Annotated in this window: 9 protein-coding genes; 6 read left to right on the top strand and 3 right to left on the bottom strand. The window is 50.8% G+C overall.

Annotated features, from left to right (window positions below; all coding sequences use genetic code 11):
* Positions 1-280: 280 nt before the first annotated feature.
* The gene (locus CWB99_RS17685; protein WP_138552278.1) at positions 281-1,132 is read right to left on the bottom strand and encodes a D-hexose-6-phosphate mutarotase; all 852 of its coding nucleotides are present in this window, start codon (positions 1,130-1,132) and stop codon (positions 281-283) included.
* Positions 1,133-1,237: 105 nt separating this feature from the next.
* Positions 1,238-3,196, bottom strand: a complete 1,959-nt coding sequence (locus CWB99_RS17680; protein WP_138552277.1) for a methyl-accepting chemotaxis protein — start codon at positions 3,194-3,196, stop codon at positions 1,238-1,240.
* 240 nt (positions 3,197-3,436) lie between these two features.
* Between CWB99_RS17680 and CWB99_RS17675 the strand changes: the two genes are divergently transcribed.
* Together CWB99_RS17675 and CWB99_RS17670 are read left to right on the top strand one after the other, a co-directional pair.
* A complete protein-coding gene (locus CWB99_RS17675) occupies positions 3,437-4,708 on the top strand; it encodes a porin (RefSeq protein WP_138552276.1) in 1,272 nt (423 codons plus the stop codon).
* A 258-nt stretch (positions 4,709-4,966) separates the two neighbouring features.
* Entirely contained in the window at positions 4,967-5,362 is a 396-nt protein-coding gene (locus tag CWB99_RS17670; protein ID WP_171045384.1) for a YbaN family protein, read from the top strand.
* 30 nt (positions 5,363-5,392) lie between these two features.
* Here the strand turns inward: CWB99_RS17670 and lspA are convergent, their stop codons facing one another.
* Positions 5,393-5,896 carry a signal peptidase II gene (lspA, locus tag CWB99_RS17665; RefSeq protein ID WP_138552274.1) on the bottom strand — a complete coding sequence of 168 codons (504 nt, stop codon included), beginning with the start codon at positions 5,894-5,896 and terminating at the stop codon, positions 5,393-5,395.
* A gap of 199 nt (positions 5,897-6,095) precedes the next feature.
* Here lspA and CWB99_RS17660 point away from each other — a divergent pair, with 199 nt between their 5' ends.
* The 4 genes from CWB99_RS17660 to CWB99_RS17645 all read left to right on the top strand — a co-directional run bounded on the left by CWB99_RS17660 (position 6,096) and on the right by CWB99_RS17645 (position 15,464).
* Entirely contained in the window at positions 6,096-6,854 is a 759-nt protein-coding gene (locus tag CWB99_RS17660; RefSeq protein WP_138552273.1) for a substrate-binding periplasmic protein, read from the top strand.
* A gap of 254 nt (positions 6,855-7,108) precedes the next feature.
* The gene (locus tag CWB99_RS17655) at positions 7,109-8,419 is read left to right on the top strand and encodes a tetratricopeptide repeat protein (RefSeq protein ID WP_138552272.1); all 1,311 of its coding nucleotides are present in this window, start codon (positions 7,109-7,111) and stop codon (positions 8,417-8,419) included.
* Positions 8,409-9,674, top strand: a complete 1,266-nt coding sequence (locus CWB99_RS17650; RefSeq protein ID WP_138552271.1) for a FecR family protein — start codon at positions 8,409-8,411, stop codon at positions 9,672-9,674. The genes CWB99_RS17655 and CWB99_RS17650 overlap by 11 nt, the downstream gene beginning before the upstream one ends.
* A 12-nt stretch (positions 9,675-9,686) precedes the next feature.
* Complete coding sequence (locus CWB99_RS17645) at positions 9,687-15,464, top strand: Ig-like domain-containing protein (protein ID WP_138552270.1); 5,778 nt, start codon at positions 9,687-9,689, stop codon at positions 15,462-15,464.
* Positions 15,465-15,485 lie beyond the last annotated feature (21 nt).

Raw genomic sequence — 15,485 nt, 5'->3', positions numbered from 1 at the left:
GGAGACGAAAAGCGCGAGCACCGAGTTACAGGGTGCTGACGCCCCAGGTAACCTCGATGGTGATTCAGGCTAAGTCATAGAATAAGCGTTGCTTCGGTCTGTGTGGAGGTATGAGTTGGCACATATATGAAGGGCTTGCGGTTCGGCCATCCGCGGCCTTACATTCGCAACTCATCTTGCTGCACGCTCTTGCAAGATTCGAGACGTTGCTCACCATTGCGCAAAGGCCGCGCTAAAGCACGGCTTTGCACGATAGCTGCGAAGCCGTGTTTCGGTCTTACTAAATCCAACGGATTTTGGTGGTGAGGGTGTGGGATTCACCCGGTGCCAGGGTGACGGCGTCGTCCATCACATTGGCAGCTTCCAGACACAACATCACGTGATACTCATCATCACGGAAATTGCTCAGACGCTTGGATTTTTCTATCCAGGGGTTCCACAGCACGCACGAGGCAGAATGCTCACGGCCAACCTCAATTTTGCCATCTGGTGTATCGATGATTTGCACCCCAGGCGCCTGGGTATACACCATGTCCGTTTCACGGGCGAATGAGACCACCTCATCCTGCGTAAATGGCCCTTCACCAAACTCGATATATTGCGCGCCTTGCAGACCGTCCACTCGGGTCTGTTCAATTTCAGGCGTTGGAAAATACGTATGCAGTGCCTGGGTGAGCGAGAAAGTTTCTTTGCCGGTATTCACATTGGTCAGCCTGACTTCTAGCTGCTCACTCAATATAAACTCCACAGTCAGACCTGACTCATGTGGCCAGAAGGTGCGGTCAACACTGGTCATCGGCAAAGACAAGACAATCCGGATTGCGGTGTCATCTTCCTCAACACGCTCCGCGCGCCAGACCAGTTTGCGTGCAAATCCATGGGCTGGCCAATCCGCTTCGGCATGAACACCAAACCAGGGCCAGCAAATTGGAATGCCACCACGGATAGACTGACCTTCGAGATAGGTTTCGTCCTGAGATACCCACAGCAGGTTTTTCTTGCCTGTGGGAATGAATTCGGTGATCTGAGCACCCTGAAGATAAATTTTAGCCTGACACTGTGGGCCGTTAACGTCAAAATACTCCAGGCCGGACTCGGTACGTGCCAATTTTACTGAGGCAGAAAGTTCCATATAACACCTATTTTTAAACTAAACTGGCACTACCTTACCTAAAATGCACTGACGGTGTAAGAGCCACCCATCGAATATGAGTGATCTTCATCAAGAGTACGTTAATCACACTCTGAACTGACCCACCAATTTTGTCAGTTGTTCAGACAATCGCTGCATCTTATCGCCATTTTCGCTGGTGTTGTTTGCCACATCACTGACTGTGTCTGCCGCATGCTTGATTTCTATCACATTACGGTTGATATCCTCTGCAACATGCTGCTGCTCTTCTGCGGCGGTTGCTATTTGCGTATTCAAATCACTGATGGTCTGAATAGACTGAGTGATTTCACTAAACTGACTTTGCGCAGATCCCGTAAGTTCTACCGTTTTGTCGGTACGGGTTAAGCTACTACGCATATCCTGAGACACGCCTTCCGTCATTTTTCTCAACTTATCGAGCTGCGATGCTATCTCTTCGGTCGATTCCGAGGTGCGCTGCGACAAGGCTCTTACTTCGTCTGCCACCACCGCAAACCCCCGCCCATGTTCGCCTGCTCGGGCCGCTTCAATGGCCGCGTTCAGTGCCAGCAAATTGGTTTGCTCGGCGATCCCTCTGATCACACTGAGGATAGACATGATATTTTCACTTTCACTGTCGAGCTGATTGATATCTGAGGTCGCGCGCTTAATCACGTCCGACAAGGCAGCCACACTGTCAACCGCCTCGGTCATAACAGACTGACCCAGCTCAGACGCCTGCTGGGTCTGAGTGGCTAAGTCGGCGGCATTGGCACAGCTGGACGCCACCTCATTCGCCGTGGCAGCCATTTCATTAATTGCCGTTGCGGCCATTTCAAGCGCCTGCTGCTGTTGTGCCGTCGAGCTGGTCAGTTCCTCAGACTCCGTGGCGGTTGCACAGGCCGTTTGATTCAGTTGCTGAGCGCAGGCATTGATGTCCATCACCAGTTGGGCAATGAGGTCTAAAAAGCTGTTAAAACTGTCCGCCAGTTTGCCCGTTTCGTCTTTGCTGTCGACCTCCAACCGCTGGGTCAGATCGCCTCCCCCCTGAGAGATCACTGTCAGTCCATCACTCACCTCAACAATTGGCCCAGACAATACATTGGCAATATAATTCGCCAACACAACAAACAGCGCAACCAGTACCACGCTCAGGATCACCAGCGTCCAGGTCATGGCATTCGCCGCCGCCATCACCTCTCCTTGCTCCACAAAAGCGATGAATTTCCAGCCCAGTTTCTTCGACGTGTAGATACTGGCAAAGTAGTCCGTGTCATCAATCTGGATTTCATATAAGCCGGACTGATTGCTGGCCACAGTACGATACAGGCCGTTATCGACCTGATTAACATCCTTAAACCGATAGTCACTGTGCTTGGCATCGACCAAAATTTTACCTGTGTCTTCCACTAGCATCAGATAGCCGGTTTCACCGAGCTTAACTTCACGGATAATCTTGGTCAGACCCTGTAAAGACACATCCATGCCAGTTACACCTATCTCTCGGCCATTCGACCTGACCGAGCGCACCGTGGAGACGATGGCCATATCATCCGGGGCCCAGTAATACGCATCGGTCATCACAGTTTTGCCATTGGCCGCTTGCCCACTGCGATACCAGGGCCGGGGCCGTGGGTCATAATTGGCACTGACCTCACCCTGAGGCCATTGAATATAACCCCCTTCGGTATTGCCAAAGTAGATATAGGCAATTCCCGGGTGAGTATCACCAAAGCGTTCAAACAAATCATATACTGCCTGCTCAGTCTCGCTGCCTGAGCGTGAATTCAGCTGTGTGGCGGTGCCCTTATCGGTGTAAATCTTGACTTCGCTCTGTGCGCGGGTCAGTTTGGGGTTAGTGGCCAGAAACTCAACATTCTTGGCTATTTCATCGAAAAACATGCCAATCCCGTTGTCGACCTGTAACGCCTCCCGACCACTCATCTCGACAAATTTATCCAGTGCCAGCTGCCGGGTCTGGGACACTATCAGAACAGCAATGATCAAAATAGGCGAGACGATAGCAACGATAAAAGCCAGCCTGAGCTTTTGCGAAATAGTCATAGAGTGGATTCCTCACTGGACTGATTGACTGCGCCAACACGCTAAGGCATAGGCTGCCTAGCGCCAGTATTCAAATTGCACGATACTGCTCAAAAATATAGTTGATAGTTGCGCAACTATCCAAAGGATCAAGAGAAATTACTGTTGTTCATGGCTGATTACTTGGAACCTGAGAGTGGATGGTCTAGGCTATTTAGAGATAATTTATTCTCACTAACTCAAACAAACGGGTGTTCTCCCATGCTAAAACTCTCTCGACTCATGACGGCTCTGTGCGGCGCTATGATGTTGTCTTCTGGCCCCGCTATTGCCAGTGAAGATGAACTGGCACAGCTGAAGAAGCAGCTTGAACTGCTCCAGCAGAAGGTTCATAAAATGGAACGTGAACAGGCACGTGAAAAAGCACAAGCCAAGGCCGATAAAAAGGCCAAGCAAACGGCGCCTGCCAAACCCAGCATTAAGGTCGGCGGGGCGGTACGGACTAACCTTAGCCATACGTCGTATGACGATGATAACAAAAATCGCGGCGGCGACTTTGACTTTGACATTTTCCGTCTGAATTTCTCCGGCAACGTTGGCGGTTTTGGTCTCAATGCTGAGATCCGCTTTTTTGACTACATGACCGCTGTGAAATACGCGTATTTACACTATGACTTTGCCAAAGACTGGCAGGCACAGCTGGGCATGACCAAAGTGCCCTTTGGCAACTGGCCATACAATTCACACAATTACTTTTTTAACACGACTTATTACATCGGGTTAGAAGACGATCACGACATGGGCGTGTTATTTAAACGCAAAGTTGCGGATAACTGGCAAATAGATCTGGGCTTTTTCAAAAACGATGAACTCGGTGGCGTAGACGGCTATGTGGAAGATCGCAGCGACCGCTACTCCTACGATATCGTGGGTTTTCGTAAGGCCTCAGATGGGGTTTACGATGATCCGGCTCAGCCCCTGGGCGAATATAACACCTTTGCCGGCCGCTATGCCTATCACTTCAAACATAAAGGCGGCACCACTGAGGTTGGGGTGTCTGGCTTAAGTGGTGGCCTACATGATGGCGTTGATAAGGCGGGTGATTATATGGCCTGGGCCATTCACCTGAATGGCAACTATGGTCCGTGGAACCTGCAACTACAGCATGGCGAGTATGAATATGACGTCGATACCCCGGCAACACGAATGGCGGTTGGTGCTTATGCATTTTTCGACTCCATTGCGGCTGAAGCAACCATGAGCAACGCCAATATTGCCTACAGTTTACCCGTAGAATTTGGCCCAATCACAGGCTTACAATTCTACAATGACTACGGCATTATCTACGATAAATCGGATGAGACTGAAGACACCTGGATGAATGTGACAGGCGTCTCGCTTTCTGCTGGTGCCTTCTTTACGTACATTGATTACGTGCTCGCAAAAAACCAACCTTTTGTGGGCGGCTCTATTGCGGGGAACAGCGATGAGACAGAGCGCCGCTTCAATATCAACATCGGCTACTATTTTTAACACTGATTCACGGGAGCGGCCAGTGCGCCGCTTACCGTCCATGAACAGCCCGGTTCAAACCTCCCTTTAAACAGCAGTTAAAACACCGAGCAAGAGTAAGTACACACTTACGCATGATATTAGTTATCTTCCGCAGAGAAATATTACAGACAACACAAAAATATTACGCCTGCTATTCGTCTGTCGGTTTTTGGCTATAATGAAAAAAGTTAGCCAATGCAAAAGTAACGACATTGGATATTACCGGGAAGGATGGCGATGAAAAAACACGCTCAAAAACTCTTTAACCGCTGCTTCTGGTTGCACGTTGCAGGAATACTGTGTGTTGCACTGGGGTTTATCGGGATGGCACTTCCGGTCATGCCGACAACGATCTTTTTTATCCTCGCACTGGCCTGTTTTACGCGCTCTAACCCCAAACTTGCAAACTGGTTGCTATCTCACCCGAAATTTGGCCCGTCATTGCACGCCTGGCAAACACACCAAGTCGTGCCTGTTAAAGGGAAGTGGGGCGCAGGCCTGGGTATGCTGCTTGGCTTTGTGATCCTTTGTACCACGTCTGCCCCCTGGTATGTGTTGGCTGGTGTCGCCCTCACCGAGCTATTGGTTATGGCCTATTTACTCAGTAAACCCTCGCACCTGCCCGTCAGCTAAGTACTTTTGCGGCTGGGTGTTCGTTTGTCATCAGGTTTTCTGCGGTGCAGTAGTCTGGTTGTGGGTGGTATACACTATCAACATCACCGCCCCCAGCATAATCGCGACATCTGCAATATTAAATACACCCGTTCTGAGCTCACCAATACCCAGATTAAGAAAGTCGATCACCGCACCATTATTGAGGATCCGGTCAATCAGGTTACTTACCCCACCTGAGAACACCAGAGACAAACCCGTGATCTGATGGCGGTTGAGATCCTCACTTTTCAATGTGTACACCAGTATTGCGATCAGCAACAGCGCAATGACACCGATAAATAACACACTCCTCAGCGGCGCAGGCAGATCGCTGCCCAGACTTAAGAAGGCGCCTGCGTTTTCTCGGTAACCAATGCGCACCAAATCATGCCAGTAGCTGGTCATCTGCCAGCCGTAGAGATAGTTACCAGCAAACCACTTTGAGAGCTGATCCAGGCACATACCCACCACACAGATCATCAGGACCCAGTGTATACGTTGTTTTGTTGTCATAACTTGTCGTCGTTTCAGTTGGCCGTATATCACTATAAAACTGTCATTGTGACACCTGCATGACACTTTACTGAAAATGACATTGTTTAGCACAAACACGACAAAAGAGCACATTTGCGTTGCAGTGCGACCCAGGCATACCAATTCGGGTTTTCTAAACTAGACTTAAGCATGGTCGGTCATAAAGGGTGGGTGAGTTTTGCGCAAGTTGATGCCTGTAATCTTACTTTATTGCCTGATGGTCACCCTACCTCTGGTGGCAAAGCCCATGCTGCTTGGTAGTCACAGCGTCTGGCCGCCTTACGTACAGAATGACGATAGTGGCCTCAGCTACGATATTGTCGCTGCAGCATTTGCGCGCAGTGGCGAAACATTTGCATTGCAGACCGCACCATTTAGCAGAGCCATGCGCCTGGCACACAATGGCAATATCGATATGATCCCCGCACTGTGGTTTACTCAGGCACGTGCAGAGCACTTTCTGTTTAGCCAGCCGTATCTGCATAACGAACTCATTTTCATCTCTCAGGCAACTCAGCCTGTCTCTTTTTCTGGACTCGCGTCACTGGCCGGAAAAAACGTCTGTATGATCCGTGGGTTCGCTTATCAAAACCTGCTGAGTGGGCACCCCACAGTCAACGTTATCACCCAACTGCATTTGAGTGAATGCCTGCGACAACTGGCAAGAGGCCGGGTCGATGGCATGATCGCAGACAGGTTTGCCGCTGCGTACACCATCACCCATCATTTTCAGGAGGAGACATTTACTTTGCATCCACAGGTCGTGGCCTCCTGGCCTCTGCACATCGGTATCATCAAAACCCATCCTCGCGCTCAGCAGCTTATTCAGCTATTTAATCAGGGGCTGGCTGAGATTATCGAGGACGGCACCTACAATCACTTACTCTCACACTATCCTATGATTAGCTCTGACCTGAGAGCAATTCAGTCACAGTAATCATTTGTACCCGTAACTTAGAGTGAAATATTGAAAGTGCTGACTATAATTTAATCACGCTCTCTTGGTCCGTTAACTTAAAACTGATAGAGATTAGGCTGTTAGGCTGTTATCAGTGATATCACAGCGCCTTGCAACTGCGCTCGTACTCATGCTGTATGAGCCCCCTGTAAAGGTGTCTGGGTATGAAATAATGCTTACAAACAAAGTTGACTGGCAGTACCAGAGAATAATCGAACTTTGGGTGATCTGTTATGCAGCTATTACTTCAACGCGCGTTTATTCCGGTCGTTTTGCTCCTGGGCCTACACACCAGTACCGCCCTGGCAACAACGTCGCTTACACAACTCAAATCAGCACTGGATCAGGGCCAGTTTGAACAAGCTTATGCATTGGCTCAGTCGCAATTCGAAGATGCGGCGGGCGACCCCGAATTCGACTTTTTATATGCCAGAGCCGCATTGGAGACCAACCGCTATAATGAGGCCGTTTTTGCGCTTGAACGGGTCCTCGCTGTGAAGCCCAACCACCAGCCCAGTTTGTTCTTATTGGGCCTGACCTATAACAAGCAAAAGAACTACCCACAGGCCGCCAGCACCCTCAATAATCTGCTAGCCACACCGCTCAGCGACGAGTTTCGTCAACGGGTAGAGCGCGCGCTGGACGCGATTGAAGAAAACCTGGCCAGTCTGAAACAACAACTTAAGCACCGGGTATCACTGGCGCTGGGCCACGACAGCAATGTAAACAGTGGTACGACTGACGACCGTATTGTCATTGGTGGCTTACCTCTGTTTATCGACGACACCAGCCGTGAAACATCGGATGGTTTTGCCCGTGCCAGCTATCGCTTTGATGGCCGCTGGCAGCAAACTCAGCATCAGGCTTGGCGGGCAAATATTCAGTTATCGAACCAGGTCCACCAGGACAGCGATGAGTTTGACAGAGCGCAGCTCAGCGCCAACATCAGTTACATCCGGGATATAGACGCATTTCAGCTCCACCTGGGGACTCAGCTCGGCGTTATGTCTCTGGATTCAGGCACCTATCAACAAGATGCCGGCGTGTTTGGCGCGCTCCGTTACACCATGAGCGCACACTGGTCTGCGACTTTTAATGTCAGTGCATTTAATCTCAATAACGTGCGTGACAGCGCACTGGACAGTCGCCTTTATACATCCGGGCTGGCACTCAGCAGAACCGGTCGAAACTGGCTAGTTCGCTTTAATGCAGGCTATACCTGGCAGCCTGCACAAGAACCGTCAGGGGAGCACTATGCGCGCGATTACAGCCACTTAGGTGCTGCACTCATTTATCGTCTGAACGACGCTCATCGCCTCAGCGCCAGAGTACAGTATCGAGATATAACACATCGCGCTGCCCACCCTTTTTTCTTGCAGATACGAGACGAAACACTCCATATCGCCCAATTAGGCTGGCTCTATCAGATATCACCCGCCTGGGGCGTGGAAACAAAACTGGCTTATTACGACAAAGACAGCTCGCTGCAGCTGTACAGCTATGATCGTACTGAATGGTCCTTAGGAGTACATTATGATTTCTAAATCCCGCACTGTGTGGCAGTTTTTCGGGCCACTCAGACAATCCGCACTCTCAGCAGTGTTACTGCCTTGTTTATTCACAGCCCAGTCAAGCCTGGCCGCACCCGCAGGCAAAACCCTGATGTCACGGGGACAAGTGGTTGCGACAGCTACCGACAGTGAAGCACAACGCGCGCTAAAGCGGCGCAGCCCAATCTTTGATGTTGATGTAGTGAACACGGGTCAACAAAGTAATGCCCAGCTGCGCATGCAAGATGGTGCACTTATCGCGTTGAAAGAAAATACTCAACTCATTATCAGTGAATACTCAGGCTCTTCCGAACAGGATGGTTCTGTCGTTATGGAGCTGGTTACTGGTGGTTTGCGTACCATTACCGGAAAAATTAAAGGCAATAAAGACAATTACCAGCTAAAAACACCTGTGGGCAGTATCGGGATCCGAGGCACCCACTACGAGGTGGAATGGCAAGGTGATACGCTGTTATTGGCGGTCTGGGATGGCACCATTGAAGTCAGTGTCAATGACCAGCCACTGTTACTCGGTCAGGAAGGCAACTATTCGTTTGCCAGCGTCAGTCAAAACGGCGAAGTGACAACGTTACTTGCCCCACCACAGCAGCTGTCACGACTTACCCCCCAAAGCCAGGCCTCCGGTAGCGATTCAGAGCCAGACACACAGGCCGATCAAAGCGACACATCGTCCGGGCCTGATGACATAACCACCGAGTCGACGTCTCTGGCCATTGCACAAGCCCCCGTTACAACAGCCCCTGCTGCTCAGGCGGCCTTTGAAACCGCCTTGCCGGATGTTGGCCGAGATATCTCAGACAACGACTTTATTAGCGAGGAAAGTCTCGACACCTTTGGGGTAGAGCCAATTGAAGACCTGATCGCAGAGCGTACGGGTACCGCACTTTACACCGTCCTTGAGCGCGCAGAATTTAGCGCTTCTGCAGGGGCCGTGAGTGATATTCAGATGCAGATCAGTGTCGATTTTGATAACGGCACAGTCCCTCAGGGGGTACTGTCGTTCAACGATCCACAAGGTGAGTGGTTTGCAGCCTTTAACGGCTTGATAGACGCCAATGGCATGACTCTGGGTGTGAATTTTGCCTCTCATGGACAGAACCTGGCAGAGGGGACCATAGAAACACTGTTTAGCGATGAGCTGAGCAAGTTACGTGGCAGCTTTAATTTGAATGAAATTGACGAGCCAGATGTAACCGCCTCGGGCTTGTTTACTTTGAGCCAACCTTAAGGGGGATGCGGGATGAAGCGCTCGCAATTACACCAACTGGGCTTACTGACGCTGATCTGTGGCGCGCTGATAACGGGTTGCTCAGGCGATGGTGACAACGCAACAACACCGAACAATGACAGCATAGGTGTACCACCCACGCAGGACCAAAACACGGATCAGTCTGACGCGCCGTCAGGACAAGTAACCCTGATCCCCTTTGACTATCAGCCCAAGCTCGCCAGCCGCAACCTGGCCGCCCGACAAGTGGTGAATACACAATTTGTAAACGGGACAGGTACCGTGCTGTTTCCCGATACACAGCGTACTTATCGGGGAAACATCACAGTATCTTTGGGATCCATTACTGATCCGGATGGGGTTGGTCGGGTCTTGCTGGGCTTTGAGAATGCCGAGCTGGCACAGGTGCTGTGCGATGGGAATTGCAGCGACCCCTTTGCCTTTACCGAAACCGGTATTAATCCGATGAATTTCGGACAGCAACCCGGAAGTGTGCAACTGCAAGTCTGGGTCGAAGACAACGGGGGTAATCTAAGCACAGTTGCCACCCAGCAAATCACCTGGCTCCCACGCAGCGTCGTATTTAATAGTACACAGCGCAGCGATGGTAGCGCTTCTCTCGATTGGCAGCCTCTGTCGAGCTTTTTACGGTACAATGCCTACCTTGCCGAGTCGCCTATAGATGATGTACGAACCGTCACCACATTACCTGGGGGTCAGCGGGCGATCGCCCTAACGGATTCAAGCCATGTGTTTAGCGGGCTCGACCCACAAAAGCACTATTACACCCGGATCTCAGCCATTGATGGCAGTGGTGAGAGTGCCTTCAGTGAGTCTCGCATGCTGGCGGCCTCGAACCTGATCACACCGACAGCCGTCTCGGACAGCTTTAGTGGTATCCAGTTTGAGTCTGTCTCTGGCAACCTGCTAACCAATGACGACGCCAATGGCCTGCCTCCGTTGACTTTGGTTACCACGCCAGTCAGAGCACCACAAAATGGGACCCTGACGCTTTTTGCGGATGGTCGCTTTACCTATGTCCCCAGAGAAACTTTCTTTGGTTCAGACAGTTTTCGCTATCGAATAGTCAACAGCCAGGGCGCGACCGCCGAGGCCGAAGTATCGCTGCTAATTGAGCAAGTCAATCAGGACCCCATTGCCTTTGATAACCGCTATGCGCTTGAACAAAATAGCGAATTAACCATCAGCGGGGCCGGACTTCTGGTCAATGATATTGATTTTGATGGCGATCCATTGACCGTCGACACAACCCCGGTAACCGATGTGCAGCATGGTATACTGACACTCAGTCCCGACGGCAGCTTTAACTATCAACCCGATACTGACTTTATTGGTACCGATAGCTTCGAGTACCGGGTTGAGGATGGTAAGGGCGGCTCTAATACCGCCACCATCACCCTGAGCATAGAAGTTGAAGTCAGCAATTTTCCACCTGTCGCAATCAATGACAGTTACCAAACCAATGAAGATGAGCAGTTGTTTGTCGACATCCCGGGCATACTGAGCAACGACAGTGACGCCGATGAAGACCCGCTTGCGCTTTCAATCATTGAGCAACCAACCATGGGCACGTTAGAACTCAGTGATACAGGCAGTTTTCGCTACACCCCTCAGCAGAACAGTTACGGACAGGATTATTTTGTTTATCAGGTGGACGATGGGGCAGTCAGTGTGCAGGCCTTTGTTGTAATAGACGTAATTGAGGTGAATGATGCACCACTGGCCAATGATGACAGCATTGAGGCCCCGCAGGGACAAGCCGTTAGCATCCTGGTGGCCGCCAATGATCAGGACATAGATGGCAATTTAAACCTGACCAGTCTGGCCCTGGTCGAGGGGCCCAGCCATGGCACTGTGAACCTGAGTAATGACAATACGCATTTTATTTACCAAAGTGATGCGGATTACCGTGGCAGCGACAGCTTCACCTATCAAATAAAAGATGACAGGGGCGCCCTGTCCAATATCGCAAATGTGTTTATTGAAGTTACCGGAGACAATATCCCGCCGGTCGCGACCAATGACAGCGCAACAACACAGCAAAATATGCCAGTCACCATTGATGTCCTGGCCAATGACAGCGACGTCGACGGCAGTCTGAATTACAATAGCTTAACCGTAGTGACGGCACCAACCAATGGCAGCGTGACCCTAGATCTCGTTGGTTTGGGTGGCTTTATCTATACGCCGCAAAGCAGCTTCTTTGGCGTCGATACTTTTTCCTATCAGGTGCAGGATACAGAAGGTGGTATGTCCAAAACAGCCACGGTGACCGTCACCGTTGAACGGCTTAATGTGGCCCCCGAGGCCAACAACGACAGGGCCACACTGGAAATTGGTCAGTCCGTTACCATTGCGGTCCTGGAGAACGATAGCGATAGCGACGGAACATTACAAACTGACAGCATAGAGATAGTAGAGCCCGCTATGATGGGCTCCACAGAAGTAAGCAGTGATGGGTCGATCAGCTATTTCCATACCGGCACTTCTGAAGGAGAAGACACTTTTACTTATCGCGTCAAAGACAACGACGGCGTCTTCTCAAATACCGCGACTGTGACAGTCACAATTACCGCTCCCGACACCACGCCGGTGGCCATTGATGACAGTGCTGAAACCGACAAAAATGTGGCCGTGAACATCGCCATTTTAAACAACGATCAGGCGAAAGGCCGTAGCCTGATCATCAGCAGTATCACTTTTGTAACGCCACCAAGTCATGGCAGCGTCTCGATTGACAGTGTTAGCGGCTCAGTCCAGTACACCCCGCAGTTTAATTTCGTTGGCGGCGATAGCTTCAGTTACACCGTGAATAACGATTTGGCCGAAACGTCGAATGCCGCAACGGTCACACTGACCGTAAACGACAAAAACTACGCGCCTACCGTGGAGCCAGGCTCGGCAGAAATCGACACAAATGTCACTAATGGGACTGAGATTGTGCAGATCAGCGCCTCAGATCCCGATGGCGACACTCTGAGCTATGCGCTGTCTGGCACAAACTCAACCTTGTTTTCCGTTGACAGTAATGGCAAAGTGACCGTAGCAAATGCCGATCAGATTGCCAGCAATGGCGCGCAAACCTATACCCTGACCATCACGGTCTGTGATTCGGGCACCCCACCCTTGTGTGCTGAAAGTGAGCTCAGTATTTTTGTTACACAAGCAGCGCCGAGCTATGTGGCCAGTAAGCGCAGCAACTTTGGTAGCGACGGCAGCTTAATGGTGGCACTCAATGCCAGTCTCGAATTTCACAGCCCGGGGCAAACACTCCTGCAAAGCGATGGTAAGCTGGTAAGTGTTGGAGCCGTTGGTCATTTTAATGATGCCGCCGGTCGCAACATCCACCGGGCTTATGTGAGCAGACAACTCAGTGATGGCCGACCGGATAATGGATTTGCCGAGGCTGGTAACTTCCAAAGTGGTTTTGGTATAGAGATAGAGAGCATTCCACAGGATGTCTGGGCCAAGGTGGCTGCTGTTGATTCGCAAGGGCGCATTTATGTGGCCGGGTACGTTAATTTCACCAGTTCACAGCAATTGCTGGTTTTCCGTCTGCTGGGCGATGGCTCTTTGGATACCAGCTATGCCAATGGCAATGGGTATATGACCTTGCCCCTGGGCAGCAACGTCTTTGTGACACCTGTCGCCATAGCACTGGAAGACAATGAGACGATCACCGTACTAAGTAATATCAGGGCAACAAGCAGCGCAACCTCAGGCACTGTCACCTTGTCCAGGATCACTGCACAGGGAGAAGTCGCCGTTACTCAGGCGCTCGCAGACACCCCCACTAAAAATGCTCGAGGTATGGTCACTCTGCCTGCCGGTGATTACCTTGTTTATGGAGAGATCACTTCCAGCGAAACCGGTGAAGATATCATGTTGATGCGCCTCACAAGAAGCTCGCTGGCTCCGGATAGTGGCTTTCAGAATAATGGATTATTACAAATCAATATTACTCCCGTGCCGGATGGTGCCAACGGTAGCCAATTCAATGACACAACGCGTCATGTACAGGTCAAAGACAGCAACACTCTCTTGGTCACTGGGCTTACAACATTGGATGAATCTGGGGAAGAGCGCTCGGTGTACTTGCTGCAAATCACCATGGATGGTGTATTAGACACCGCATTTGCAGGCACAGGTAAGCGCACTTATATGCTCAGTGAACTGCCGACTGATTCAGCCAATGATGTATCCGACTACTCTGCGACGGGTATCGGCATCGTCGCAGATAGTGATACTTATTATCTGGCTCTACAACGCAGCATTTTTGGTATTGAGCAGGTCGTACAGATAATAAAAGTAGGTCTCAATGGCGATGTAGACACCAACTGGTTGCCGGGCAACAATGGCTTCAGTGTGTATCATGGCACGGGGCTCAAGGTATTCGGCTTGCTTGAAACGCAAGGCGGGCTGCTGCTCAGTGGTCAGAAGTTTAATTATCTTGGCAATAATTATCTGTCTGAGCATTGGCTGGGCGAAGTAACCACAACCGCTGAGTTTAACCAGAACTTTGGCTCATTTGGCCAACGCACAGTCAGTGTCGGCCGTCGAGATGAAACATTTGTCGCTGGACACACTTCCAGCTTTAGCGCATCGGCGGGGCATTTGCTGCTCAGTGGCCAGGCTAACAACTGGCAAAGCACCCCGCAGGCGGTGCCATATGTACTGAAACTGGATGGCGTTGGCCAGCGGACCAGCGCCTTTGCTAACCTGGGTTTAGTCTCCACAGTCCCTGTCACAACGATGGGAACTATGTCCAGTGCCACTGTAGGTGCCATTACTGAAGACAGTACCGGTGCTGTTTTGCTGAGCGCATCGGGCACGGTATCCGTGTCTGCAGGTGATGAACAGGCCATGGCAACGATTAGCAAACTTAGTAACCTGGGAACTCTGGATACCAGCTTTGCCAACAGTGGCGTATTTAGTCTGACCGCCAGTGAGTACAAAGCAGAGGCCTCTGCCCTGGATTTAACACAGCTTGCGGTGCTGCCCTCAGGGGATATTCTCGCTCTGGGGCAAGCGACAGCCAGCTGCTATACACACAGTATGGCCTTCATCGTGTCCAGCTCAGGTACTTTGTCGAGTTTCTTCGAATACACAATTCCAGGTGAACCCAGTTGTAGCCCTAATGCACACAGAGTATCTATGATCCATACTGTAGGTACTAGTCTGGTTGGCATTGGGCAAAGCCAACCAGGTCCGGTTGCCCCTCAACTACTACTGGCCAAAGCCAGCGCAACGGGCGTCCCGGATACCAGCTTCGGAACAGGTGGTATGGCATTGCTGGACATAGGGCTGAGCGCAGGCGACGACATCACCATTAAAGGGTCTGTGGTTGATGCCAGCCAGGGCTTTATTGTCTTTGGCTACGCTGGCACCAATAACTTTATCGTTCGGGTGACCAGCTCTGGCGCACTGGATACCAGCTTTGCAGACGGCGGTATTTTGAAATTTACACAGCTCGAAGGCGAAGCCGTACTGGTTAATCAGGCCTGGATTGAAAGCAATGGAAAGTTACTGCTATTTGCGCAGGCAAGCAGCTCGAAATCCTTGTATGTCGGCCAGCTGTTGCTCAGCGAATCTCCTGGAAGCTGGGATAGTAGCTTTAATGACACCGGTGCACAGCTTTTCAGTAGTTCAGTGACAGGCAATTTGGTCACCGTACTAGAACAAAGCAGCAGTACTGAATTTGTTTTTGTGTTGCAGCAGTCGGCGCCCGCCAGAGTGAGTTTACAAGCCGGCCAGGTCGATCAACAGTGATGGTAATCAATATCCATCACC

Origin of the sequence: Pseudoalteromonas rubra (assembly GCF_005887095.1) — a bacterium.
GTDB classification, from domain to species: domain Bacteria; phylum Pseudomonadota; class Gammaproteobacteria; order Enterobacterales; family Alteromonadaceae; genus Pseudoalteromonas; species Pseudoalteromonas rubra_E.
This window is presented reverse-complemented; position numbering and strand designations above follow the sequence as displayed.

Excerpts from the sequence above, each read along its gene's own strand:
- CWB99_RS17645 (WP_138552270.1), top strand. The coding sequence starts at position 9,687 with ATGAAGCGCTCGCAATTACACCAACTGGGCTTACTGACGCTGATCTGT.
- CWB99_RS17675 (WP_138552276.1), top strand. The coding sequence starts at position 3,437 with ATGCTAAAACTCTCTCGACTCATGACGGCTCTGTGCGGCGCTATGATG.
- CWB99_RS17670 (WP_171045384.1), top strand. The coding sequence starts at position 4,967 with ATGAAAAAACACGCTCAAAAACTCTTTAACCGCTGCTTCTGGTTGCAC.
- lspA (WP_138552274.1), bottom strand. The coding sequence starts at position 5,896 with ATGACAACAAAACAACGTATACACTGGGTCCTGATGATCTGTGTGGTG.
- CWB99_RS17650 (WP_138552271.1), top strand. The coding sequence starts at position 8,409 with ATGATTTCTAAATCCCGCACTGTGTGGCAGTTTTTCGGGCCACTCAGA.
- CWB99_RS17655 (WP_138552272.1), top strand. The coding sequence starts at position 7,109 with ATGCAGCTATTACTTCAACGCGCGTTTATTCCGGTCGTTTTGCTCCTG.
- CWB99_RS17685 (WP_138552278.1), bottom strand. The coding sequence starts at position 1,132 with ATGGAACTTTCTGCCTCAGTAAAATTGGCACGTACCGAGTCCGGCCTG.
- CWB99_RS17680 (WP_138552277.1), bottom strand. The coding sequence starts at position 3,196 with ATGACTATTTCGCAAAAGCTCAGGCTGGCTTTTATCGTTGCTATCGTC.